The organism is Marinitoga sp. 1137, assembly GCF_001941525.1.
GTDB classification, from domain to species: Bacteria; Thermotogota; Thermotogae; order Petrotogales; family Petrotogaceae; genus Marinitoga; species Marinitoga piezophila.
In genome coordinates, this window is the sequence record NZ_CP009471.1 from 1,657,846 (window position 1) to 1,682,313 (window position 24,468).

The 24,468-nt window shown below is 30.1% G+C and carries 21 protein-coding genes and 4 tRNA genes; 10 read left to right on the forward strand and 15 right to left on the reverse strand.

Annotated features, from left to right (window positions below; all coding sequences use genetic code 11):
• The first annotated feature begins 7 nt into the window (after window positions 1-7).
• Window positions 8-2,131 (forward strand): RND family transporter, encoded by a 2,124-nt coding sequence (locus LN42_RS07875; RefSeq protein WP_014296991.1) that lies wholly within the window; start codon window positions 8-10, stop codon window positions 2,129-2,131.
• Window positions 2,132-2,173: 42 nt separating this feature from the next.
• Here LN42_RS07875 and LN42_RS07880 read toward each other — a convergent pair whose 3' ends face one another.
• Both LN42_RS07880 and LN42_RS07885 read right to left on the reverse strand, forming a co-directional pair.
• Complete coding sequence (locus LN42_RS07880; protein ID WP_014296992.1) at window positions 2,174-3,376, reverse strand: flagellin; 1,203 nt, start codon at window positions 3,374-3,376, stop codon at window positions 2,174-2,176.
• 40 nt (window positions 3,377-3,416) lie between these two features.
• Complete coding sequence (locus LN42_RS07885; RefSeq protein ID WP_014296993.1) at window positions 3,417-5,552, reverse strand: hypothetical protein; 2,136 nt, start codon at window positions 5,550-5,552, stop codon at window positions 3,417-3,419.
• A gap of 211 nt (window positions 5,553-5,763) precedes the next feature.
• Here LN42_RS07885 and LN42_RS07890 point away from each other — a divergent pair, with 211 nt between their 5' ends.
• Window positions 5,764-7,851, forward strand: a complete 2,088-nt coding sequence (locus LN42_RS07890; protein ID WP_014296994.1) for a methyl-accepting chemotaxis protein — start codon at window positions 5,764-5,766, stop codon at window positions 7,849-7,851.
• 35 nt (window positions 7,852-7,886) lie between these two features.
• Here the strand turns inward: LN42_RS07890 and LN42_RS07895 are convergent, their stop codons facing one another.
• Window positions 7,887-8,621, reverse strand: a complete 735-nt coding sequence (locus LN42_RS07895; RefSeq protein WP_041639012.1) for a WecB/TagA/CpsF family glycosyltransferase — start codon at window positions 8,619-8,621, stop codon at window positions 7,887-7,889.
• 199 nt (window positions 8,622-8,820) lie between these two features.
• Between LN42_RS07895 and lon the strand changes: the two genes are divergently transcribed.
• From lon to oraE, 7 genes are all read left to right on the forward strand, one after another.
• Window positions 8,821-11,181 carry an endopeptidase La gene (gene lon / locus LN42_RS07900; protein WP_014296996.1) on the forward strand — a complete coding sequence of 787 codons (2,361 nt, stop codon included), beginning with the start codon at window positions 8,821-8,823 and terminating at the stop codon, window positions 11,179-11,181.
• A 2-nt stretch (window positions 11,182-11,183) separates the two neighbouring features.
• Window positions 11,184-11,762: a ribosome biogenesis GTP-binding protein YihA/YsxC gene (yihA, locus tag LN42_RS07905; RefSeq protein WP_075780667.1), complete on the forward strand. Its 579-nt coding sequence runs from the start codon at window positions 11,184-11,186 to the stop codon at window positions 11,760-11,762.
• Window positions 11,763-12,003: 241 nt separating this feature from the next.
• Window positions 12,004-13,017 carry a 2,4-diaminopentanoate dehydrogenase gene (gene ord, locus LN42_RS07910; RefSeq protein WP_014296998.1) on the forward strand — a complete coding sequence of 338 codons (1,014 nt, stop codon included), beginning with the start codon at window positions 12,004-12,006 and terminating at the stop codon, window positions 13,015-13,017.
• A 20-nt stretch (window positions 13,018-13,037) separates the two neighbouring features.
• A complete protein-coding gene (gene ortA / locus LN42_RS07915) occupies window positions 13,038-13,343 on the forward strand; it encodes a 2-amino-4-oxopentanoate thiolase subunit OrtA (RefSeq protein ID WP_014296999.1) in 306 nt (101 codons plus the stop codon).
• Window positions 13,340-14,752: a 2-amino-4-oxopentanoate thiolase subunit OrtB gene (ortB, locus tag LN42_RS07920; RefSeq protein ID WP_014297000.1), complete on the forward strand. Its 1,413-nt coding sequence runs from the start codon at window positions 13,340-13,342 to the stop codon at window positions 14,750-14,752. The genes ortA and ortB overlap by 4 nt, the downstream gene beginning before the upstream one ends.
• The gene (locus tag LN42_RS07925; RefSeq protein WP_014297001.1) at window positions 14,752-15,123 is read left to right on the forward strand and encodes an ornithine aminomutase subunit alpha; all 372 of its coding nucleotides are present in this window, start codon (window positions 14,752-14,754) and stop codon (window positions 15,121-15,123) included. Before ortB ends, LN42_RS07925 begins: the two co-directional genes overlap by 1 nt.
• Complete coding sequence (oraE, locus tag LN42_RS07930) at window positions 15,120-17,318, forward strand: D-ornithine 4,5-aminomutase subunit OraE (protein ID WP_014297002.1); 2,199 nt, start codon at window positions 15,120-15,122, stop codon at window positions 17,316-17,318. The genes LN42_RS07925 and oraE overlap by 4 nt, the downstream gene beginning before the upstream one ends.
• A gap of 63 nt (window positions 17,319-17,381) precedes the next feature.
• Here the strand turns inward: oraE and LN42_RS10990 are convergent, their stop codons facing one another.
• The 9 genes from LN42_RS10990 to mnmE form a co-directional block, all read right to left on the reverse strand.
• Complete coding sequence (locus LN42_RS10990; protein WP_014297003.1) at window positions 17,382-17,525, reverse strand: hypothetical protein; 144 nt, start codon at window positions 17,523-17,525, stop codon at window positions 17,382-17,384.
• Between the two features lie 11 nt (window positions 17,526-17,536).
• Entirely contained in the window at window positions 17,537-18,154 is a 618-nt protein-coding gene (locus LN42_RS07935) for a hypothetical protein (RefSeq protein WP_014297004.1), read from the reverse strand.
• Window positions 18,155-18,253: 99 nt separating this feature from the next.
• Window positions 18,254-18,838: a CPBP family intramembrane glutamic endopeptidase gene (locus tag LN42_RS07940; protein WP_014297005.1), complete on the reverse strand. Its 585-nt coding sequence runs from the start codon at window positions 18,836-18,838 to the stop codon at window positions 18,254-18,256.
• A gap of 253 nt (window positions 18,839-19,091) precedes the next feature.
• Window positions 19,092-19,166 (reverse strand) — tRNA-His (locus LN42_RS07945).
• A 20-nt stretch (window positions 19,167-19,186) separates the two neighbouring features.
• A tRNA-Arg gene (locus tag LN42_RS07950) sits at window positions 19,187-19,263 on the reverse strand.
• Window positions 19,264-19,339 (reverse strand) — tRNA-Gly (locus LN42_RS07955). It lies immediately after the preceding tRNA gene.
• A gap of 20 nt (window positions 19,340-19,359) precedes the next feature.
• Window positions 19,360-19,435: transfer RNA gene (locus tag LN42_RS07960), tRNA-Pro, on the reverse strand.
• A 92-nt stretch (window positions 19,436-19,527) separates the two neighbouring features.
• Complete coding sequence (locus tag LN42_RS07965) at window positions 19,528-20,235, reverse strand: hypothetical protein (RefSeq protein ID WP_014297006.1); 708 nt, start codon at window positions 20,233-20,235, stop codon at window positions 19,528-19,530.
• 11 nt (window positions 20,236-20,246) lie between these two features.
• Complete coding sequence (gene mnmE / locus LN42_RS07970; protein ID WP_014297007.1) at window positions 20,247-21,590, reverse strand: tRNA uridine-5-carboxymethylaminomethyl(34) synthesis GTPase MnmE; 1,344 nt, start codon at window positions 21,588-21,590, stop codon at window positions 20,247-20,249.
• Between the two features lie 406 nt (window positions 21,591-21,996).
• Between mnmE and LN42_RS07975 the strand changes: the two genes are divergently transcribed.
• The gene (locus LN42_RS07975; protein ID WP_014297008.1) at window positions 21,997-22,527 is read left to right on the forward strand and encodes a GNAT family N-acetyltransferase; all 531 of its coding nucleotides are present in this window, start codon (window positions 21,997-21,999) and stop codon (window positions 22,525-22,527) included.
• Window positions 22,528-22,537: 10 nt separating this feature from the next.
• On the opposite strand, the gene ispE is transcribed toward LN42_RS07975, so the two are convergent.
• From ispE to hslV, 3 genes are read right to left on the reverse strand one after another with little or no spacing between them, the layout of a single operon-like run.
• On the reverse strand, window positions 22,538-23,305 hold the full coding sequence (ispE, locus tag LN42_RS07980; protein ID WP_014297009.1) for a 4-(cytidine 5'-diphospho)-2-C-methyl-D-erythritol kinase: 768 nt from the start codon (window positions 23,303-23,305) through the stop codon (window positions 22,538-22,540).
• Window positions 23,305-23,889, reverse strand: a complete 585-nt coding sequence (locus LN42_RS07985; RefSeq protein WP_014297010.1) for an NUDIX domain-containing protein — start codon at window positions 23,887-23,889, stop codon at window positions 23,305-23,307. Before LN42_RS07985 ends, ispE begins: the two co-directional genes overlap by 1 nt.
• A complete protein-coding gene (hslV, locus tag LN42_RS07990; RefSeq protein ID WP_014297011.1) occupies window positions 23,886-24,419 on the reverse strand; it encodes an ATP-dependent protease subunit HslV in 534 nt (177 codons plus the stop codon). Before hslV ends, LN42_RS07985 begins: the two co-directional genes overlap by 4 nt.
• Between the last annotated feature and the right edge of the window lie 49 nt (window positions 24,420-24,468).

A 24,468-nucleotide genomic window follows, 5' to 3' on the forward strand; every position in this document is an offset into this window, starting at 1 on the left:
GATAAATATGGAAAGATATGTAGATTTTATAAGAAATCATAGAAAAGGTTTATCAATTCTTCTTGCTATAATTAATATTGTAGCGCTTATAGGGTTATTTAGAATAAGATTGAATGTTGATATGAAAACATTTCTCCCAACTGATTCTGCGTATTTAACAACATACGATGAAATAGAAAAAAAATATGATTTATCAGATCAATTAATTGTAATGTTTGAACTTAATAAAGATCCTTTAAAAGATATCAATACGTATAAAAAATTGTGGCAATTACAGAGGGAACTTGAAGAGATAGATGGTGTAAACTTTATTTCCAGTTTATTTCCAGAAAACTTACCGGGATACAATATAAAAAATGCTGATGAAATTACAGAGAACTTTATAAAAAAGATAGATTCTATTGAAATGTTTAAAGATAAGTTTTTAAGAGAGAAAAATGGGAAATACTATACACTGTTTACTATACCATTAAAAACAGAGGACTTTAAAGTGGTTAATGAAATAGAAAAAAAACTTGAAGGTATAAATCACTACGGTGCTGGAACGGTATATTTTACAAAAAAATTATTTGATTATTTATTTAATCTTTATATTTATCTTCCGCCTCTTGCGTTTATAATAATGCTTATTATTTTCTCTTTACAATTAGGTTCTAAAAAAGCTGCATTTTTCTCTGTGATACCTGCTGGTATGGGATCGTTGTGGACATTGGGATTAATGGGATGGTATGGTAAGGAATTAACTATAGCCAGCGTTCTGGTTCCGATCTTTACCATTATTATGGGAAGTGCTGATGGAATGCATTTTTTAACGCATTATATAGAATATATAGAACGCGGTCTTAATAAAAGAACTGCTGTTATTGAAACATTAAAAAGTACCGGGATTGCAATGATTATGACAACTGTAACTACAATAATTGGCTTTATTTCAATGGTATTTATTAATTCAAATATGATGAAAGAAATGGGAATATGGACATCATTTGGTATAGGTTTTGCAGGAATTGCAACATTATATATATTACCACTTATTATTTTTGGTAATGTTGAATTAAAAAGAAAAAGAACACATGTATTTGATGTTTCTTTTGTAAAAAAATATTGGAATATAAAAGGTGTGTATATATACATAATCTTTATTTTAATTTTTGGATATTTAATTACTAATATAACAATAAAATTTGATCAGATTTCCATGTTTAAACGATATACAAAGGTAAGAAAAGACTATGAAAAACTTAGTTCTGTTTTTGATTTTAATATTCCTATTATGGTAGATTTTGGAACAATCCGAGAACCGCTTGATAAAATATATTTAAATGAAATGGGAAGTTTAAAAGAAACGCTTAAAGATAAAATATATGATTTTACATATCCACAGGAATTTTTAGATGTAATGGGAAGGGAATTATACAATTTTAAAATGTATCCAAATGCTTTACAGATTTTAATTATGAAAAAAGGTTTGAAAAATAATCCATTATTTGATCTTGTTAAAAACAGGGATTATCTTGCAATAATAACTCCAAAGGATAATTCAGAAGAAACTTTAAAAGAAATAGAAAATGATGTATTAAAACTTAAAGATAAGAAAATATTTAAATCAATAAATATAACAGGAATGCCTTTTGTTTTCAATGAAATGAATACTACAGTATTACACAGTCAGATAAGCAGTCTTATAATTAGTGTGGTATTTGTATTTCTATCACTATTTGTCATAGTAAGAAGTTTAAAAATATCATTTTTTGGAATATTACCATTATTTGGTGCATTAATTATAGAATTTGGTGTAATGGCATTATTTAAAATTCCGCTTAATATTATAAGTGCTTTAATGTCAAACATTACAATAGGTATTGGAATTGATTATGCAATTCATATGATAGGAACATATGGATATTATAAATCTCGAAGCGAAAATCCAATTGAGGAAACATTTAATGTTGTTCAAAAACCAATTATGGCAAATGCAATAGGATTGTCTTTAGGATTGTCTATATTAAACCTTTCTCCATTTACATTCCATTCACATCTTTCAGTAATAATGTGGTTTGGTATGCTTAGTGCATCAATGTTTACATTAATATTATTACCATATTTTTTCAGGAGATTTGATATAAAATAATTAGAACCCTTCGTATGAAGGGTTCTAATTTTATTGAGGATATTATCTGAATAACTGTGTAACCTGTTGTGGTAATTGATTTGCCTGTGACAACATTGCAGTACCACTCTGGAGTAAGATTTGTTGTTTTGTATATTCTGCATATTCTTTTGCCATATCGGCATCTCTGATACGTGATTCTGCTGCTGTTAAGTTTTCTGAAGCTACTCCTAAGTTCTTAATTGTATGTTCAAGCCTATTTTGAGCGGCACCTAATTTTGCCCTGAATGCAGATACCTTATAAATAGCTGCATCAATAGCACTTACAGCAAATTCTGCGTCACTTTGAGAGTTAATCTTCAAACTACTTACAATACCAATATTATCAGCTTTCATACTTTCAAAACCTAAAGATATAACCTGACCTTCATTGGCACCAATATGATACTGAATAGGATTTACTCCATTTGCTCCTGCTGTTACAAGGCCATATACAGCTATTGCACCACCATCGATTTTTGTTCCAGAAGCAAGAGTTCCACCATAATCTGTGATTTTAGAAATCTGTGTTTGATCCCATCCAATTATAATTGATCCACTGCCTATATCAACAGTAATACTATTAGCATTTACTGATACTATTGAAGTTGATGTATCAATTGTTCCATCTTCTTTAACCACAGTAACCTTAACATCAAGTTGACTTGTTGCTCCACCAGCAAATTGTCCAACTTCTATAATAACATTAGCATTAACGTCTATACTATTTAAATTTCCTCCACTTTTAATTTCAAAATGAGCTGAACCAGGAGAAACAAGTTTAGCTTCTGCACTTCTTGTTCCTCTAATTGAACCATCAAGAAGATTTTTTGTATTAAATTGAGTTGTCTTAGCAATTCTGTTAATTTCATTTCTTAATTCAGTGAATTCATTTTGTAATTGATCTCTATCAACATCTGTGTTAGTATCTGTAGAGGATTGAACTGCTAATTCCCTCATACGTTTTAAAATGGAATGAACTTCATCAAGCGCACCTTCAGCAGTTTGGATCATTGAAATAGCATCCTGTGCATTCCTGATAGCTGTGTTTAACCCTTTAATCTGGTTTCTCATTTTTTCTGAAATTGCAAGTCCTGCTGCGTCATCTGCTGCTCTGTTAATTCTAAGACCAGAAGAAAGCTTTTCGAGTGATTTGCTCATCTCACCTTTTACATTACTTAACGTTCTCCAGGCATTTAAAGCCTCCATGTTATGGTAGATTCTCATAAAAACTACACCTCCATGTTTTTATAATTGATTATAATATTTATTTTGTTTTGAATATTACAGAATATGGCTCACTGTCATATTTATCAGCTTTAGAATTATCAAATTCATCAACAATCTGGGAAGAATCAATTTTTATTTCCCAGGTTTGGGTTGAATCAAGAGTTATTCCTTCTAAAACACCATAAAAACCTACTTTTTTACCTTCTGGAAGATTATCCTTTAATAATGAAAACTGATAATTTTTATTTGTTTCATAAACCTTTACAGAAATAGTTAAAGAACTTCTTGTTTTAATAAATGATTCATCTATAAATTCTATATTTATTATTGGATTTGTTGTTGGCGTTGAGATGATTATATTATTTATTGTTGATATATTATTCTCAGGATCATAAGAATAAACAAGTTGATTGTCCAGGGTAACTCTATATAAATCTGGTGGTTGATCCTCTTTTACAAGAACTTCGAAATACTTTTTTACTTCAAAATTATTATCAACATCTTTAACAGAAATTTCCACTAAGTTATGACCAGATGGGAATTTATAAGAAGTAAAAACTGTATTGGTTCTTGTTTGTATAGGTTCAGACACATATTCATCTTTTCCATTTACTGAAAATGTATATACATATGTAGCTGGGTATGTATAAGCTGTTTTTAAATTAAATTTAATATTGAATTCGTTTAACTTATCTGACAGAGGGTCAACGTTTATTTCTTCTGGCATAAAATACGAAATAATTGAGCCATCACTTTTTTTCTGTTCTAAAGTATATTCAAGTTCAAAATTATTTATAACTTCAGAAATTCTAAAATACTTATAATATTTTTTGGTATATTTTGTATCTTCTTTTATAATGGTTAAATCCAATTCATAGCTTCCTTTTTCAAAAAACATGGTATTTGTTTCTAATTCTGTTGCATTGGAGGTTAATTCTATAGGTTCTTTGTAATCTTTTCCGTCTTTTTTTAATATAATCTGGTATTTCAAATCATTTGAAAAATCATAATTTTTATTTACTCTTATTTTAAAAAATATAGGATCCCTGGTTGTTAATGTAGTATCATCAGTAATTAAAATATTTTTATTCATATAATCCTTTTTATATATTTCAAGAGTTGCATCAAACTCATCAAATTGCTTAACCTTTAAAGGATAAATAATTTCTGTAGAATATTCCGTAACTTCATTTATTACTGAAATATTCAGATTAATATCTCCGTCTTTAAGATAAAATGGACCATACTTAAAACTTTTTTCTGCTAACATTGTTGATTCAATAGTTGTATCTTCTGTTGAAATCTTATATGTATACGAAGCTGGTAAATCATATTTTTCATTTAAGTTTATTAATGCATATAACGGTTCATTGGTGGTTAATGTGCTATTTTTTGAAACTAAGTCTCCGTTAAAAGAATCTTTATGTAATTCAAAGGAAAAATTAAAAGTAGTATCTATATTTTTAGGGTTAACCTCAACGGTTGTTCTTCCAAAACCGTTATTTTGTGTATCATAAACTTCAACGCTAATAGTGTGTTTTTTATTTTCAAAAAACATAGGAGTTGATTCAAAGGTTTTGTTTTTTAAACTGCCACTTTCAATTAAATTAGAATCGAAGTATATTTTATATGTAAAATCGCTATTATATAATAGATTGTTGTCAAATGAAACCAGAGCTGTATAGTATCTATATGGATCATATAATTCAGTGCTATCAATAATTTCGTTGGTTTTAATATTTTTAAATTTCAAATTTGGGTTTAGTTCTTTTTGGTAGTCATAAATGTTCAAAATTAATGAATTATTGCTTTCATACGTATCTCCACCCAACAAAAATATTCCTGTAATCTTATATTTTCCTGCTTCATTAATTTTAAAAGAAGCAGTATATGTATATTGATCGACAGCAGTCATATTTACTGATTTTATGTTTGATGTATTATTCATATCTTCAATTTTTAATGTCGCACTTCCAATATCTGCCAGTGGAGAAGAAATTTTAAGAGTGATAGATTCATTTGCTTCTGAAACACTCTTGTTAATAACAGAAACACTTTCGCTACTATATGATATTTCCACATTAACTTCGAATTTTGATTTTGCAGGTTTAGTACACCCTGAAAAAAGTAGAATAAATATAAAAACAAGAAGATATATGTTTTTTAATTTCATACGGATCCCTCCATGGAAATTCTTTCAATATATCATTCTTTGGAAAAAATTTTTTTCCTAAAAATAAGAATCTTCAAAAATAATTAATATATTATCCTGTATGTAAAAAATGAGTATTAATTCAATATTAATCTTAATTTTCACACTTTAAAATTTAAACTAAAAAGAGTATAATTAATTACCAAAGAAAATTTTATGAAGAGGTGATATGATGAATTTAAAACAACGTATTTTACTTGATTTTTTCCTTATTGTGATTATTTCTGTTATAATTGGTGTTCTTGGAATATACTCTACAAACGATATAAAAACTTCTGTAATTGAAATTGCAAGCGAAAATCTTCCAAAAGTACAAAAGATTATGTCAATTTATCAATTGCAAACCGAAATTGAAAGATCAGAAATGGCTTTATTGGGATTTACTGATCAAAAATTAAGAACAGCAGAATATGGAAAAATTTCTAAAACATGGAAGGAAATAGACAGATTAATTAGTGAATATGAACAGATAAAATTGACAGATCAGGAAAAAAAATATTGGGTAGAATATAAAAAGAAATTACAAAATTGGAAAACAGAACATGCAAATTTCATGGCATTATCAAAAAAATTAGATGAAACCAAAATATTGGATCCAAAATCATTAAAGTTAGATATAAAAACATATGAAGCAGATTTATATCGCTTTGCCTGGATGCTGGAGAAATCCATACTTGAAAATGAACCATTTAATGAAGAATTAAATCCCCACAAAAACCCATTTGGAAGATGGCTTGATAGTTACCAGACAGAAAATGATTATCTTGCAGATATGTTTAAAGATATGAAAAAATACAATTCTGGATTATTAAAAACTGCAAGTACAATAAACAGATTTTTAAAAAAGCAGGATAGTAGTAAAACACAAATGATGCAGAAAATATATAATAATGCTTTAATGCCATATTTAGATAAAATATTTGATGTTTTTGATACAATTAATAATATTTCAGATGAGGCTTTAAAGTTAAAAGATCAAATGGCATATCAAAGTTTAAATGTAGATTTACCGTTGTTTGAAGAATCCACAGCAGTATTAAAGAAAATAGTTGAATATAATAAAGCAGAAGCGGAGAAAAAAGGCGAAGATGCTCTTTCTAAATCACAAAAAGCATTGTTTATGGTTCTTACAGGGATAATTGCAGGTGTGATAGTTTCAATATTACTTGGACTTATTATAAGCTCAAATATTTCAAAGAGAATAAATATCCTTATGAAAAAGATAAAGGCATTTGGTAAAGGTGATTTAACAGTAGACTTCTCTTTAAGTGGAAAAGATGAAATTGCACAGATGGCAAATTCTCTTGCAGTAATGGCAAAAGATTTAAGAAAATCCATGCAATTAATATCTGAATCATCCAATAAATTGGCTTTATCAGCTGACGCTTTGGCTTCAGTTTCCGAAGAACAAAATGCTATTTCTGAAGATTTACAGTCTCAATCCAGAATAATTGAAAGTAACACAGATGATGCATCAGCGTCTGTTGAAGAAGTATCATCAGGTGTTGAAGAAATCGCAGATTCAGCTCATTTAATTTCGCAAAGTGCAGAAGAGTTAGCGTTTAAAGCTACTGAAACATCAGAAGCAGCTAAAAATGGTGAAAAATCTGTAGAAAAAATTGTAGAAATAGTAGAAAAAGCAGTTGAAGAATCGAAAGTTACACAGGAAAAAGTACAGGCTTTGTCTGAAAAAGCTCAAAATATTGGAAATATTGTAGAAACAATAACAAAAATTACAGAACAGACAAATCTATTGGCATTAAATGCCGCAATAGAAGCTGCAAGAGCTGGTGAGGCTGGAAAAGGATTTGCGGTAGTTGCAGATGAAATTAGAAAATTGGCAGAACAGAGTAAATCTGCAACTGAAGAAATTGCAAAGATACTTATATCAGTAAAAGAAGGAGCTCAGGATGCAAATGAAGCTATGAACGATATAGCAAAGGTAATTAAAGATATTGATATTGAATCCGAAAATGTTTTTGAACAATTTAAAGCAATTCATGAAAAGGTTGAAGATATAAATATGAAAGTTCATGAATTATCCTCGGGAGCAGAAGAACAGAGCGCATCAACAGAAGAAATGGCTGCTGCTATGGATAGAATTTCTGGAGTTATAGATGAAATTTCTCAGCAGGTAAAACATATGGTTTCCGCGATTGAACAACAAACAGAAAGTTCAAGACAGGTAAATGAAGCAGCAGAAGAAAGTAATAAATTATCGCAATCATTGATGGAACTTATTAAAAAATTTAAAATATAAATAATAAAAGGGCATGCAAATCGCATGCCCTTTTATTATAAATTTATAACCTCTAAATTTACAGGAACCTCTTTTGAACGATAAATTTTAAAATAAAAATACATTAAATCTGGAAACTTTTTAAATCTCTTTGGTTCTCTTATCATTCTATATAACCATTCAAGACCGAATAATTGGAAAAATCTTGGAGCTCTTGAAACCTTTCCGGAAATTACATCTATACTACCGCCTACACCCATTGCTAATTTAACATTTAATCTATGTAAGTTCTTATATATAAATTCTTCCTGTTTTGGAACACCCATACCAACAAATAAAACCTCGGCACCACTATTATTAATCATATCGATAATATCTTCTGTTTCATTATCTTTAAAATATCCGTGATGTGTTCCAACAATAGAAATATTTTCAAATCTTTTTTCAAGGTTTTCCTTTGCTTTTTCAGCTATCCCTGGCTCTGAACCAAGTAAAAATATGTTATGTTTTTGCCATTCGCAGATTTTAAGCATTGTATCAATTCCTGGACAGCGCTCTGTATGATATCCCCATTTTTCAAGATATTTTACAACACCTATGCCGTCAGGAATAGAAATGGTTGAATTTTGCAATTCATACTTATATTCATTATTTTTGAAATATTCAAGAAACATAAGAGCATTTAAGGTCACTATCCAGACCTTTTCATCTGTTTCCATTTTATGCTTTATAAAATTCCACATATCTTCTTTTTTCCCCGATAACAATCTAAGACCAAACAACTGAACCATTTGAGTCACTATATTCCCACCTTTATGTTTTTTAATAAACGCTTCTATTTATTTTTTCTTTATCTTTACCTATAATACCTATAAATTACATTAATATGTGTTAAAATATTTTATGCATTTCTGTTTTTATTTTACCATAATAAATGATTAAAATATTGATAGGATTGTTAAAATTACAATAATAATGGAGGTTGAGCATATGGCAGAAAAAAGTGCTATAGATAAATTTATAGACAAGACATTAAGCGAAACATTTCCTGAAGAACTGCCTCTGATCCCTACCAGGGCTAAATTTGTTGTATTTCCAAACTCAATAATACCAATGATAATAGGAAGAAAAAAATCAATAGCTGCTCTGGAAGAATCGCTTGAAAAGTATAACAATTTAATGTTCTTTGTTTCTCAAAAAGATATAGAATTAGAAGAGCCAACAATAGATGATTTTTATAGAATAGGTACTATAGGAAAAGTTGTTCAAATAATTAGGGGACCTGAAGGAGAATATAAAGTTCTTGTTGAAGGACTTAAAAGAGCAGAAATAAAGGAATTTACAGAATTTGATGAAGTAATAAAATGTAAAATTAAACCACTAAATGTTTCATATAAAAAAACAAAGGTTTTAGAAGCTCTTGTTAGAAGAGTAAAATCATTATTTGAAAAGTATATCAGTCATACAAAGAAATTTCCACAGGAAGCTATAATGATTATAGAAGAAACAGAGGATCCAGAAGTAATAAGTGACTTAGTAGCTTCTGTATTGCCAATAGAACATACTGAAAAACAGGAAATTCTTGAAGAGTTACATCCTAAAAAAAGGCTTGAAATGATACTTGAAATTTTAACTCAGGAAGTTGAATTACTGGAAATAGAAGAAACAATTGAAAGTAAAGTGCGTGAGAAAATAGAAAAAGGTCAGAAGGAATTTTATTTAAGAGAAAAACTTAAAGTAATACAGGAAGAATTAACCGGTGAAGCGGAAAATGAATTTACATTATTAAAAGAAAAGATAAAAAAATTAAAAGCACCTGAATATGTAAAAGAAAAAGCGGAATACGAGCTCTCAAAGTTAGAGAAAATGTCACCATTTTCGCCTGAAGCTAATGTTTCAAGAACATATATAGATTGGTTGCTGGAATTGCCATGGGAACAGAAAACGAGAGATAGATTAAACATAAAAGAAGCAGAAAAATTATTAAACAAAAATCATTATGGCCTTAAAGAGCCAAAAGAGAGAATTTTGGAATTTTTAGCAGTTAGAAAATTATCAAAAAAACCACGTTCTCCAATATTATGTTTTGTTGGGGCTCCTGGTGTTGGAAAGACCTCATTAGGTAAATCTGTAGCGGAAGCTTTGGGAAGAAAATTTGGAAGAATTTCGCTTGGTGGAATGAGAGATGAAGCTGAAATTAGAGGTCACAGAAGAACATATGTTGGAGCTATGCCGGGAAGAATAATACAATTAATAAAAAAACTTGGTGTAAAAAATCCAGTAATAGTACTTGATGAAATAGACAAAATGGGAATCTCATATCAGGGAGATCCAGCTTCTGCTTTATTAGAAGTACTTGATCCGGAACAAAATAATGCTTTTGTAGATCATTATCTTGAAATACCCTTTGATCTTTCTGAAATAATATTTATTACAACTGCAAATGTATTACATACTATACCAGGTGCTTTAAGAGATAGAATGGAAATTATACAGATTCCAGGATATACAGATGCAGAAAAATATTATATCGCCAAAGATTATATTATTCCAAAGCTACTTAAAGAACATGGAATAGAAAAAACTCAGATAAAAATAACAAAAGGTGCTTTACAAAAAATAATTTCAGAATACACAAGAGAATCTGGGGTTCGTTCCCTTGAAAGAATATTGGCAAAACTAATGAGAAAAGTAGCCTTAAAATTAGCAGAAGGTGAAAAAAGTGTTCATGTAAAAATAAATAATGTCAAAGAGTTATTGGGAACACCTCCATATTTCAGATCAGATAAACTTGAAAAACCAGAAGTTGGTGTAGCAACAGGTATGGCATGGACAGCATATGGAGGAGAAATTTTACAGGTAGAAACATTAATTACATCAGGGAAGGGAAAGTTAATAATAACAGGAAAACTTGGAGATGTAATGAAAGAATCTGCACAAATAGCTTTGACGTTGTCTAAAAAAATCATAGAAAAAAAAGATGAAAGTTTATTGGAAAAATTTGAGAAATGTGATTTTCATATACATGTTCCAGAAGGAGCAGTTCCAAAAGACGGTCCATCAGCCGGGGTAACTTTAACAACTTCTATAATATCCTCTATTCTAAATATACCTATTAGAAATGATGTTGCCATGACAGGTGAAATTACCTTAATGGGAAAAGTATTACCAGTTGGAGGAATAAAAGAAAAACTTTTATCTGCATATAGAAGTGGAATTACAAACATAATAATTCCAAAGCATAATGAAAAGGATCTGGAAAAAATTCCAGAAGAAATATTAGAAAAACTCAAAGTTTATAAAGTGGAGAATATAAATGAGGTGTTAAAAATAGCCTTAATGGAGGGATAGGAATGTTTAAAAAAATTGAGCTGGTAAAAACAGCCTATACGAAAGGTGATTATCCACCAATATTAAATGCGGAAATAGCCTTTGCCGGACGTTCAAATGTTGGAAAATCCAGTTTATTAAATAAATTATTTGGAATTAAAATTGCAAAAATCAGTTCCAATCCTGGTAAAACAAGATCCATAAATTTCTATAATGTTGATAATAAAGGCTATCTTGTAGATTTACCGGGATATGGATTTGCTAACGTTTCAAAATCCGAAAAGAAAAAATGGGCAGATTTAATGGAGGATTACTTTAAAAACAGATATTCATTACAAATGGTATTCCTTCTAATTGATCATAGACATGAACCGCAAAAAAAAGATATAGAAATGATACAATGGTTAAAGGAACTCGAAATTCCATTTATAATTGTTTTAACAAAACTGGATAAATTAAAGAAAAACGAAAGAGTAAAACAGTTAAACCTTATAAAATCCCATTTGTCAAAATATGGGGATTATATATACTTCCCTGTTTCATCCAAAACAGGAGAAGGTATTGGACAGCTAAAAAATGAAATAATAAAGTTTTTAAAATAAAGAAATCTCTCGAATTTTCGAGAGATTTCTTTATTTTATAGTACATATTTCCAAATTTGCTTAAAAATCGTCAAATTTATTGAATAAATTCTATCATTAGTAAAAATATAGAGTATGCTTGAGTATGAGTGAGTATGTTTGAGTATGCGAATTTGACTATATGAAAGAAATTTCATAAAATTAATATGTAAAGGTTTTGTTGAGAAATTATTCATAAAAATTTTAAAGGGAGGCCTAAAACATGTATAGAGTAGCTTTATGGGGATTTGGCGCTATGGGTAGCGGAATTGCAAAAAATATTTTATCAAAGTATGAATTGGAATTGGTAGGTGTTCATGACACAAGATATGTTGGAAAAGATGTAGGAGAATTATTGGGAATTGGAAATATCAATATACCTGTTTATGACACACCAGAAAAAATGTTAGATGAAACAAATCCAGATTTAGTTGTAATTGCTACAAACTCATTTGTTAAAGTTGTGAAAGAACATATCATAACTGCTGTAAAAAGACATATTAATGTAATTACAATTGCAGAAGAAATGGCATATCCATTCTATACACATCCAGAAGAAGCAGAAGAAATGGATAGTCTTGCAAGAAGATATGGAGTTTCTGTTTTAGGAACAGGTATAAATCCTGGTTTTGTTCTTGATACATTAATTCTTGCATTGTCAGGTGCAGCATTAAATGTTGAACAAATAAAGGCTGCAAGAATTAATGATTTATCACCATTTGGTCCAACAGTTATGGAAACTCAGGGTGTTGGAACAACAGTTGAAGAATTCGAAGAAGGTTTAAAATCAGGAAAAATCGTAGGACATATTGGTTTTGAACAATCAATTTATATGATTGCAGACGCCTTAGGTTGGAATATAGACAAAATTGAACAGACAAGAGAACCAATAATTTCAAATGTTTTAAGGGAAACAAAATATGTAAAGGTTGAACCAGGAATGGTTGCAGGATGTAATCATGTTGCAAGAGCATATATGGGAGATAAACTCGTTATTGAATTAAAACATCCACAACAGGTAAGACCTGAATTGGAAAATGTAGATACAGGAGATTATATTGAAATTATAGGAGATCCTAACCTTAACTTAGCAATAAAACCAGAAATACCTGGTGGAAAAGGAACAATTGCTGTTGCTACAAATATGATTCCTTCAGTAATTGAAGCAGAATCAGGATTATTATCAATGGCAGATTTACCAGTTCCAAGATCATTAATAGGTGATCTTACAATATAAGCTCATAAGGAGTTGATACAATGATAGCCAGAAAAGGCGATTGGGTTCAAATATATTTTGTAGGATTAAATCCACAGCAAAGAGCTGCTAATCTTCCAGAGGACACAAAACGTGTTCCTCTGGAAATTAGAATAAAAGGTTTTCTGTTAAATGATGAAGCGAATATTGGAGATATTGTAAAGATAGAAACGCCAGTTGGAAGAGAAGTTGAAGGGAAATTGGAAGAAATATATCCTGAATATAAACACAACTTTGGAAAACCTGTAAAAGAACTTTTAGAAGTGGGAAAGCAATTAAGAAATATGATCGAAGGTGATCAGCAATGAGAGATATGAGTTATGATGCAGTAATGGCAAGAAAAAATGAAATAATGAAACAATCAGTAGGAGTAGATTATACAAAATACGAAATAGAGGGAATAGCCTTTGATTATGAAGCAATGATGAAAGATGCTGGATATTCAATTGAAGAAATAAGAAAAATACAGCTTGAAACAGGTGTTGGAAACACACCTCTTGTAGAATTAAAGAATATAAATAAATTAATAAAACAAATAGCTCCTAAAGGAAAAGGTGCAAGAATATTTGTAAAGGATGAAGCAACAAATCCATCAGGCTCGTTTAAAGACAGAAGAGCATCTGTTAGTGCATACAGAGCAAAAGTTATGGGATACAAAGGAGTAATGGCTGCTACAAGCGGTAATTATGGTGCAGCAGTTGCATCTCAGGCTTCAAAAAGAGGATTAAAATCAATAATTGTTCAAGAATGTTTTGACAGCAGAGGAATTGGACAACCAGAAATCCTTGAAAAAGCAAGAGCATGTGAAGCATATGGTGCAGAAGTTGTGCAATTAAGTGTTGGACCCGAACTCTTTTACTATTTCCTCGTTCTCCTTGAAGAAACGGGGTATTTTAATGCTTCACTTTATACACCATTTGGTATAGCTGGTGTTGAAACATTGGGATATGAAATAGCAGAACAATCAATGAATCAATTTGGAAAGTATCCTGATGCTGTTGTTATTACTCATGCTGGTGGTGGTAATGTAACAGGAACAGCCAGAGGATTGAAAAAAGCTGGTGCTGTTAATACAAAAATTATAGGTGCCAGTGTGGATCTTCATGGATTGCATATGGCATCAGATACAGACTTTAACAAAAAATCATTTACAACAGGTCATACAGGATTTGGAATACCATTTGCAACATTTCCGGATAGATCAGATGTTCCAAGAAATGCCGCAAGACCTTTGAGATATATGGATGAATATGTGCTTGTAACTCAGGGTGAAGTCTTCTATATTACAGAAATGCTTGCAAATATAGAAGGTATGCAGAGAGGACCTGCCGGGAACACATCATTAGCTGCTGCATTTGCATTGGCAATGGAAATGGAAGAAGACCAGATAATTGTTGTAAACGAAACAGAATATACAGGTGCAGGTAAATTGCCTTCAGCACAGCTTACATTTGCAAAGGAAAATGGTATTGAAATAAAATTTGGAGATCCAATTGAAGAGGATAAACCAGGTAAAAACATAGTATTGCCTGATCATCCATCAAAGTTAAAGGTAATAAAATATCCAATAGAAAAAATGAGAAAATCATATATAAAAGAATTAAAAAAGAGATTTGGAAAAACAGAATTTACAGAAAAGGAAATTGAATTTATTGCAGAAGATTTGAGGATTTCTACAGAAGAAGTGAAAAACCTTATTAAGGAGGTATTGAGCTAATGGAACCAAGAAAATCAGATTTTGAAGAAAGAGCAAAACATTTAATGAATATGTCCGATGAGGAATTAGATAAATATTTCTGGGATCTTGTTGAAAAAGTAGTAGATCCTCTAATTGAATTAGCTTCAACACATACATCACCATCTGTTGAAAGATCTGTATTATTGAGAATGGGTTTTAACAGTATGGAAGCAAAAGCATTAGTTGATAAATTCTTTGAAAAGAATATACTTGGCAAAGGTGCTGGAAATATTGTATATACAATAGCCAAAGAACATAATATTGATTATATACAGGCAGGAAGAGACTTAATTGCAGGAAAATACTGGGACGATGTGGATAGAATTTTTATTCATGGAGGCGATAAATGATGAAATTAGAGCCTAACAAAAAATTAAATGTAGAAGAAATCTTAAAGGATTTAGATAAATACAGACCAAAAAGAAAAGGTTGGACATGGAGAAAAAAATTACCTCCAAGAACCAAAATAGGAGAATTTGAATATTATGAAGTAAGCGAACCTCTAAAAAACTTTGTTGCATTACCAGCAGCACATTATTTCAACAATATTGATCCACAACCACAGGAAGTAATTACATCAGAAATTGCTTCAGGTAGATTTGAAGAAGATATAAGAAGAATGAGAATGGCCGCATGGCATGGTGCAGACCATATTATGGTTATTAGAACATTAGGTCAAAGTCATATGGACGGTTTAATTGAAGGAACACCAGAGGGTATTGGTGGTATACCAATTACAAGAAAGCAATTAAGAGCTTCAAGAAAGGCTCTTGACTTAATAGAAGAAGAAGTGGGTAGACCTATAAACTTCCACAGTTATGTTTCTGGTGTTGCAGGTCCGGAAGTTGCTGTATTATTTGCTGAAGAAGGTGTAAACGGAGCTCATCAGGATCCACAATACAACGTATTATACAGAGGCATTAATATGATCAGATCATTTGTTGATGCTGCTGTTGCAAAAAAGATTATGGCATCGGTTGATATGCTTCAAATTGACGGAGCTCACAATGCAAATGCATCAGCAAAATTTGCATGGAAGGTTATGCCAGAATTGTTGGTACAACATGCAATTAACTCATTATACTCAGTAAAGGCTGGAATGAAAAAAGAAAATATCGCTTTATCCACAGTTCCGCCAATAGTTTCACCAACACCAGAATTTAGATTAAACTTCGTATATGCAATAACAATAAGGGAATTATTCAAAGATTATAAATTTAGGGCACAAATGAATACAAGATATATAGAATCCGATCTCTTTGACGCAACAAGAATACACGTATTGGATACATTAATTTCCAGATTAACAAAGGCAGATATACAATCAACAATTACACCAGATGAAGGAAGAAACGTTCCATGGCACATTAACTCTATCCGTGGTGTAGAAACTGCAAAACACACATTAATTGCTTTAGACGGCATTAAAGAAATGGTTCAGATTAACTGGGATAATGTAAGAGACAAAGTTAGAGAATTAAAGATGAGAGCTATATTAATGCTCGAAGAAATAATTGAAATGGGCGGATACTTTGAAGCTGTTGAAAATGGAATGTTCGTTGACAATGGCGAATATCCAGAAAGAATGGGCGATGGTATTGTAAGAAAGAAAGATGGAGGAATTGGAGCAGGTTCTGTTGTTCCAAGAGACAAAGACTACATGGCACCTGTATGTCACCACTTTGGTTATAACAACCTTCCAGAAGGTCTTGAAAAGCCATGTGACTTAATTGGTGGATGTACATTATGTAATCCTGATAAGATCCAATACATAGACGAACTTGATGAAGAGGATAATGTATATAAGAGACTTGAAAAAATAAGGGAATACAGAGAAAATAACTTAATCAAACCAGAAGTAGAATGGAGTTATGACGGTTACATTCAGCTTGATATGACAATTCCTGAATCACCAGAATATGCAGAAGCAGCCGCTCTTGAAATCTGTAAGAGAATGGGACTTGAAGACGCACAGGTTATTGCAAAAACAGTTCTTCACCCAACAGAAGGAACATATCTTGAGTTAAAGGCAAAAGTACCATTTGCTATTAAGAAGGACGAACTTGTATTGCCTAAAAAAGCAGAAGTAATGTCAGATGATGAATTATTTGAATTCTTTGCTAAAAACAAGGTAAAGGTTGTAGCTGGTACAGTTGGTAATGATGAACACAATGTTGGTATCAGGGAAATTCTCGATATTAAACATGGCGGTATAGAAAAATACGGTATAAAATATGAATATCTTGGAACAAGTGTTCCACCAGAAAAATTAATAGATGCTGCAATTGAATTTGGCGCACAGGCTGTACTTGCTTCAATGATTGTTACACATAATGATGTACATGTTGAAAACATGAAAAAATTGCATCAATTAGCAATAGAAAAAGGTGTAAGGGATAAATTGTTATTAATAGTTGGAGGAACACAGCTAAATGACGATTTAGCAAAAGAAAATGGAATGGACGCAGGATTTGGAAGAGGAACAAAAGGAGCTCATGTTGCAACATTCATTGCAAAGAAATTAAAAGAAAAAATGGAAGAATAATATAAAACCCCTCTGCACCACTGCAGAGGGGTTGTTTTTTTCTGTAATTTTCAAAATAACAACCTATTTTTTATCATTTCTTTTATTATTTTCATTTTTTAATGGCAATTTCATTACTATATAAGATAATTTTATTATCGCAACCAATATTACAATTGAAAAGAGCAAATTCAAAATATTTATAAAACTTGTAAAATTAAAGTCCATTATACTCCCCCCTAATAATTTATTTTATACGTTCCTGAAACACTTACATCATATGAATAAAGTTTTATTAAATTTTGTATTAGCAAATATAAATTTACAGTTCCACTTCCTCTCAAAGTTGCGGATTGCTTATCCGAACTTATTTCTACAGAAGCTTTTGGATATTCTAATTTTGCTGCTAAGGTCCATCCGGTTAAAGAACATCTTTCATTTGAGTAACTTAAAATTTCTCCAAATGAACCATCTTTAAAAATTTTTAAGTCTGCCATTACATTAAAATATATATTTGCGATATTAAGATTATTCTTAGTTATTTTTTTTGAAAATTTAGCAGTATAATAAGAAGTATATCCTTTTGTAGTTAGTTTATTTGTCAATTCAAATCTAACATTACTTTTATTCAAATTTGTTTTTGAAATTTCTTTAAGCAAATATTCCAATTCAAAAGAATTTTCTACTTTAATCGGTATAATGTTTTTTGGAATTTCATCTTTTTTTATAGTTTTTAAATTATATCTATTTGAAATTTCATCTATTCTCTTCATTTCATCAATTTCATTATTTGTTATACAAGAAGCAAAAAATAATATAAACATAAATGAAACCAACACAATTATTAATTTTTTCACAAAAAAAACACTTCCGTACAAAGATTACCAAAAATACGTTTATTCATACAATCCCTCCTGATTTTTATATTTTTATCTGGCGCCAGAAATTAATTTTTATTAATTATAAAGTCCTTTTACAAAATTGTTGAGAAAGTGATAAAGCATAGGTGAATATATTGATTTAGACTTTTTAAATGAATAATAATAAATTATTGCAGAGATAAAGACAAATAATTTCCCATCTAACAATGTATATTGTTCATGAACGACAGCAAAAATAAATGCTGAAATAAAACAAATTAACTTATTATTTTTAAATATAATTTCCAAAAAACTTATCACTATTAATCTATATAATATTTCTTCATATATAGGTGCCCAGGTTATACTCATTAAATCTATTGAAAAAAAAGCATTAAAATCAAAATTTTTAATCTTTATATATATTCCGAAAAGATAAAATATCAATATAAATAAAAGCAATTTATCTTTAAATATAATAGTAAAATTATTAAATTTAAAATAGAATTTTAACGTTTCATCGCCTTTTATTTCAATATAAACCGCTATAAGATATAAAAGAAACATTATAGCCCAAAAATATGAAATAGTAGAAGTGATTCCAACGTAAGCTATAGCAATAATGTGAAAAAATATTATTATTTTTATTCTAAATGACTGATTTTCCATATTATTTATCATAAATTTTCACATTTATAGTATTTTTATATTTTTTTTAATTATATCAAAAGAAAAAAAAGAAATCAATACAAATAAAAAATTTTACCTTATATTTCCAATATTTAAATTTATAATTAATATATCAACTGATTAAATAATAACAATATAATATGGATGCATCGCAACATTTATTGCAAAGAAATTAAAAGAAAAAATGGAAGAATAATATTATAGAAATAACAAAAAAAGACCCAAATAATGGGTCTTTTTTTGTTGGGGTGGCATGTGGGATTTGAACCCACGACATCCTGATCCACAGTCAGGCGTTCTACCACTGAACTAATGCCACCATCACTAAATAAAAAAAGGTGGCGCGCCCAGAGGGACTCGAACCCCCAACCCTTGGATTAGAAATCCAATGCTCTATCCTATTGAGCTATGGGCGCTGGAGCGGCCGACGAGACTCGAACTCGCAACCCCTGGCTTGGAAGGCCAGTGTTCTACCAATTGAACTACAGCCGCACAGAAAAACCGCCACCTTCTGGTCGGAGCGACTGGGATCGAACCAGCGACCTCCGGTTCCCAAGACCGGCGCGCTACCATCTGCGCTACGCTCCGCCACTTACCGTCTTCATTCGACGTCCGAGAATTATAATACCACAAAAATCAAATTCTGTCAAGTTAAAAATTATTTCAAGTTTTTTACAAGTTTATAGCTCATCGAGCTGTTTTACAATTTTTTGTAACACATCAGGCTCTTCATAAAAGGAAACTACCTCACCATCTATTGTTTCTATAGTTAAACAAAATGTTTCAAGGTGCGGTTTATGAAGGGTTCTGAGCCTTCTGTTCGGCATAAATAAATCACGTATTTTTACGTAGTATAATTCTTGATTGCTTTTTATATCATATAGATTATAACTTTTTATATCTGATTTATTTATAATGCGTTTATAATAATCGCCATTTGGCATTTGAACAGAAAAAGCGATTTTTCCATCTTTTATACCTAAAATGCTTCCTAATAACTTTCCAATTTCTTCTATTGAAGAAACTTCACCACGACCAAAAAATAAATGATAGAAATTCCAATCTTTTTCATTTTCACCGCTTTCTGATAAATATTCTTTTAAAATATCAATTTTTTTCTCATCATTTGCTGCAACAAGAAATATAATAGCTACTGTTATTAAATAAGCAAGTATAAATAAGTTAGTAAATCCAAATAACAATGCAATAGCTTCTGCTGCTATAATTGTTCCTGCCAAAAAGGAAAATACCTGTTTTCCTTGAAGTTTTAATATTCTATAGAATATTATAAAAAGTATTAATGAAACACCGAAAAAAGCCCAACCTTTTATAAAATACTGCAATAATGGGGTTAATCCAAATAATATTGCTAAAATACTATAATTCATTTTCGTACCTCCTATTTTCCTACGCAGAAATTTCCAAAAATATTATCAAGAAGTGTTTCTGTATAATCTTCGCCTGTTAATTCATTTAAAGATTCGATAGATTTTCTTACATCAAACATTATAGCATCATTGGTAAGACCTAAATGAATACCATTTAGAGCATTTTCAATAGAATCGATAGCTTTTTTAACAGCGTTTTTTTGTCTTTCGTTAGTGAGGGTATACTCTTTTGTAATTACCACATCTTTTAATTCGTTATAAATAAGATTTTCTAATTCCTGGATTTCACCATTTGCAGCGGAAATTTTCACTATTTTATATTCCTTCCATGGGATATCAATTTTATCGGTATTTTTTATATCTGATTTATTTATTACAATTACAATTTTTTTGTCTGTATAGTTTTTTATTTTTTCAAAGATTTCAAGATCATAATCTTCAATTCCAGTGGAATTATCAAGAACAAATAATATCATTTTTGATTCCTCAATAGCTTTTAACGAACGTTCTACGCCTATTTTTTCTACAATATCTCCTGTTTCTCTAATTCCTGCTGTATCAATTACTTTTATATATATACCTCGAATGTTTAAATTTTCTTCTATAGTATCTCTGGTTGTTCCAGGAATATCAGTCACTATAGCTCTATCTTTTCTTAAAAGTGCATTTAAAAGTGTAGATTTTCCAGCATTTGGTTTTCCAACAATAGCCATTTTAATTCCTTCAACTGCTGCAATTCCGTTATCAGCATTTTCATATAGATAATTGAGTTTTTCTTTTACAGAATTAAGGGAATCCAAAAATTCAAAGTTGTCAACTTCAAAATCATCAGGATAATCCATTTCAACTTCAATTCTTGCCGCAATATTGTATAAGACGCTTTTTAATTCTTTTATATCTTTTGAAAGCTTTCCGTCTATTTGACTTGCTGCAGCTTTTAAGGAATATTCTGAGTTAGCGTGTATCATTTCATTTATAGCTTCAGCTTTTATGAGATCCATTTTTTTGTTCATTACAGCACGTTTAGAGAATTCGCCAGGCAAGGCTTCTCTTACACCTAAAGATAAGATTATATTTAATATTTTTTTTGTAAGGAGAATACCACCATGTCCAAATATTTCGAGCATATCTTCGCCTGTGTAGCTTTTTGGTCCCTTATGATATACCCACGTTACTTCATCAATTAATTCATTATTTTGTTTTAGAAAACTATAATACATATATTTGGGTTTTGGATTTTCCATATTAAATAGTTCTTTAATAACTTTAATAACTTTATCACCAGATAGTCTTATTACTGAAATTGCTCCAGTTCCTGGAGGCGAAGAAATTGCAGCAATAGTATCAAAAATCATATAACCACTCCTTGAAAAATTTCTGATTTATTATATCATATTAATGTAGTTTCTTTTTTTAATATTATAATTTTTTATTGTAAATATAGATTTACTGAAATTAAAGTAAAAATATATTTATTAGGAAACTTTATAAAAAGATTTACTCTTGGTGTTCGATACTAATCCTCAAAAATTCTTGTTCCCACCGGTTGTTGCAGACTCACATCCATGTTCGTCCTTTTGATGTTGATTGAGAAAAATAAAAACTCCTTTAGGCGAATTGAGTGCTAATCTTCGAAAAATCTCTTTGAAAGTAGAAAAATAACTTTAATATAAAAGATGATTTAATTTCAGTAAATCTATATTATTGACAGAAAAAAGAATTTTTGATATAATTAGCTTAACGAAATATGGGGGTGGAATTATGTTAGAAGGGAAATTAGTGAAATTAAGAGCTTATTCAAAAAATGATTTAGAAAAGGTTCTTGAATATATTAATGATGAAGAAGTTAGAAAGAATTTAATGCCGGGGATTCCTTATCCTTTTAGAATGGAAGATGAAGAAAAGTGGTATGAAAAACTCAATCCTTTTGGTGGAGGAAAGTATGATTTTGCTATTGAATTAAAGAAAACCGGAGAATATATAGGTGGTTGTGGGGTAAATGAAATAGATTGGAAAAATTCTGTAGCTACTGTCGGAATTTTTATAGGGAAACCTTTTTTTAATAAGGGATACGGAACAGAAGCTATGAAGTTGCTTGTTGATTTTGTTTTTAAAGAAATGAATATAAATAAAGTGAAGTTGCATGTTTTTAGTTTTAATCAAAGAGCGATAAAATCATATGAAAAAGTTGGATTTAAAGTTGAAGGAATACTAAGAGAACAAATTTTTAGAGAAGGAAAATATCACGATGAAGTAATAATGGGGATATTGAGGAAAGAATGGAATAAATAAGGCGCTACCTTTAAGGTTGCGCCTTATTTATTGCGAATATAGTGCTTCCAGAGCCGCTCATTAAAGAAAATACAGATTTTTTTGACATATCATATTTTATTTTTTTTAGTTCAGGATATTTTTTAAATACAACCTGTTCAAAGATATTAAACGCATTTTCTCTGGCTAACATAAAATTTTTTTCTTTTAATGCTTCATAAAGCTTGTATGGATCTCCATATCTTTGTAATTCATTCCAGTTATTGTCTATTTCACCATACATTTCCGGTGTTGAAACATGTATTCCTGGAAAATTAAATTCAAAATTAAGGTTTAATGGATTAAGAAATGTAAGTTTATCCCCGATACCTTCAGCAATTGCTGTTCCACCAAATATTAAAAATGGAACATCACCACCAATTTTCGTACCGATTTCAATAATGTCTTTATCAGAAATATTATAATGTTCTTTTAAAAATTTTAATACAGCTGCAGCATCAGCACTTCCACCACCAATTCCGCCACCTTGAGGAAGTTTTTTTTGCAATTGAATTTTGAGATTAAATTTATATCCTGTGAGTTTTTTAAATGTATCAATAGCCTTTTTTATAATATTCTTTTCCCAGGGAAAATTCAATTCTGGTTCTGAGTGAAATTCTTCTTTTTCTGAAAATTCTATTTCAATTTCATCATATATTGGAATTGTCTGGAATAATGTGAGTATATCATGATATCCATCTGATCGTTTATTAACAACATCAAGATAGAGATTAACCTTGGCATATGCTTTAAATAGCATTAGATCACCTCTAAAGCTTTTAATGCTATTTCAGACCAACCTTCAAATTTTCCATCAAAATTCTTTAATTCCTTTTCTGATATCCAGGTTTCTTCAAAATTTTCTTTTTCTTTTATTTCAGCTTTTGTTATATATGCAATGAACAATATTCCAAGGTGGACTCTTGAAACTGATGTGGTATCATCAAGTATTAATCCCACGTATTTTAATGATTTGATCTTTTCAATATCTGTTTCTTCATCTAATTCCCTATTAAGGCCGTTATAAAATGTTTGTTCAGGGTTTTCAGATTCATCAACGGGATTTATATGACCGCCGATTCCCACACTATATAAATTATGCAATCTTTTTTCTGTTTGTTTTTTTGTTCTTTTTACAACAAGTATTTCATTATTTTCATTTTTTAAAACAACATATGGAATAATTTGTTTTTTCGATTCATCATTTTCAGCTATATCTCTATCTATAAAGTATGCATTTTTAAAGATTTTTTCAAGAATGGTTTGTTCAACTACTGCAAAACTGTTATCAAATTCAATATCGTTTAGGACTTCATTATCTATAACCCAGACTTTTTCTTTCATTCCACAACCTCCACAGTGATGTTTTGATTGGTGTAAATACATATTTCACCGGCAATTTTTAATGCTTCTGTAGCGATTTTTTCTGCATCGAGATCGGAATTTTTAAGTAAAGCTTTAGCTGCTGCAAGTGCATATGGTCCTCCTGAACCTATAGCCATAACGTTTTCTTCTGGTTCAATTACTTCACCATTTCCAGAAATTAATAAAAGATAGTTTTTATCAGCAACGAGTAACATAGCTTCTAATTTTCTTAAAATTTTATCAGTTCTCCAATCTTTTGATAATTCAACGGCAGCTTTTAAAAGATTTCCAGCGTTTGCTCTGTATTTTGCTTCAAAACGTTCAAATAAAGCTAATGCATCTGCAACAGAACCTGCAAACCCGGCAACAACCTTTCCTTCACCCAATCTTCTAACTTTTCTTGCAGTTCCTTTAAATATAGTATTTCCAAGAGTTATTTGTCCGTCTCCAGCAATTACTGTTTTTCCGTCTTTTTTTACTCCTACAATAGTTGTTCCTCTAAATTCCATACTTTCACCTCATTTTTCTATTATTTATTAATATACTCATTTTTAATTA

Bases quoted from the DNA above. Each gene is read 5' to 3' on its own strand.
- LN42_RS07965 (WP_014297006.1), bottom strand. From the start codon at position 20,235: ATGAATTATAGTATTTTAGCAATATTATTTGGATTAACCCCATTATTG.
- LN42_RS07925 (WP_014297001.1), top strand. From the start codon at position 14,752: ATGGAACCAAGAAAATCAGATTTTGAAGAAAGAGCAAAACATTTAATG.
- LN42_RS07875 (WP_014296991.1), top strand. From the start codon at position 8: ATGGAAAGATATGTAGATTTTATAAGAAATCATAGAAAAGGTTTATCA.
- LN42_RS07895 (WP_041639012.1), bottom strand. From the start codon at position 8,621: ATGGTTCAGTTGTTTGGTCTTAGATTGTTATCGGGGAAAAAAGAAGAT.
- hslV (WP_014297011.1), bottom strand. From the start codon at position 24,419: ATGGAATTTAGAGGAACAACTATTGTAGGAGTAAAAAAAGACGGAAAA.
- yihA (WP_075780667.1), top strand. From the start codon at position 11,184: ATGTTTAAAAAAATTGAGCTGGTAAAAACAGCCTATACGAAAGGTGAT.
- LN42_RS10990 (WP_014297003.1), bottom strand. From the start codon at position 17,525: ATGGACTTTAATTTTACAAGTTTTATAAATATTTTGAATTTGCTCTTT.
- LN42_RS07890 (WP_014296994.1), top strand. From the start codon at position 5,764: ATGAATTTAAAACAACGTATTTTACTTGATTTTTTCCTTATTGTGATT.
- ispE (WP_014297009.1), bottom strand. From the start codon at position 23,305: ATGCTATTTAAAGCATATGCCAAGGTTAATCTCTATCTTGATGTTGTT.
- mnmE (WP_014297007.1), bottom strand. From the start codon at position 21,590: ATGATTTTTGATACTATTGCTGCAATTTCTTCGCCTCCAGGAACTGGA.
- LN42_RS07975 (WP_014297008.1), top strand. From the start codon at position 21,997: ATGTTAGAAGGGAAATTAGTGAAATTAAGAGCTTATTCAAAAAATGAT.
- lon (WP_014296996.1), top strand. From the start codon at position 8,821: ATGGCAGAAAAAAGTGCTATAGATAAATTTATAGACAAGACATTAAGC.
- LN42_RS07940 (WP_014297005.1), bottom strand. From the start codon at position 18,838: ATGATAAATAATATGGAAAATCAGTCATTTAGAATAAAAATAATAATA.
- ord (WP_014296998.1), top strand. From the start codon at position 12,004: ATGTATAGAGTAGCTTTATGGGGATTTGGCGCTATGGGTAGCGGAATT.
- LN42_RS07880 (WP_014296992.1), bottom strand. From the start codon at position 3,376: ATGAGAATCTACCATAACATGGAGGCTTTAAATGCCTGGAGAACGTTA.
- oraE (WP_014297002.1), top strand. From the start codon at position 15,120: ATGATGAAATTAGAGCCTAACAAAAAATTAAATGTAGAAGAAATCTTA.
- LN42_RS07885 (WP_014296993.1), bottom strand. From the start codon at position 5,552: ATGAAATTAAAAAACATATATCTTCTTGTTTTTATATTTATTCTACTT.
- ortA (WP_014296999.1), top strand. From the start codon at position 13,038: ATGATAGCCAGAAAAGGCGATTGGGTTCAAATATATTTTGTAGGATTA.
- ortB (WP_014297000.1), top strand. From the start codon at position 13,340: ATGAGAGATATGAGTTATGATGCAGTAATGGCAAGAAAAAATGAAATA.
- LN42_RS07985 (WP_014297010.1), bottom strand. From the start codon at position 23,889: ATGAAAGAAAAAGTCTGGGTTATAGATAATGAAGTCCTAAACGATATT.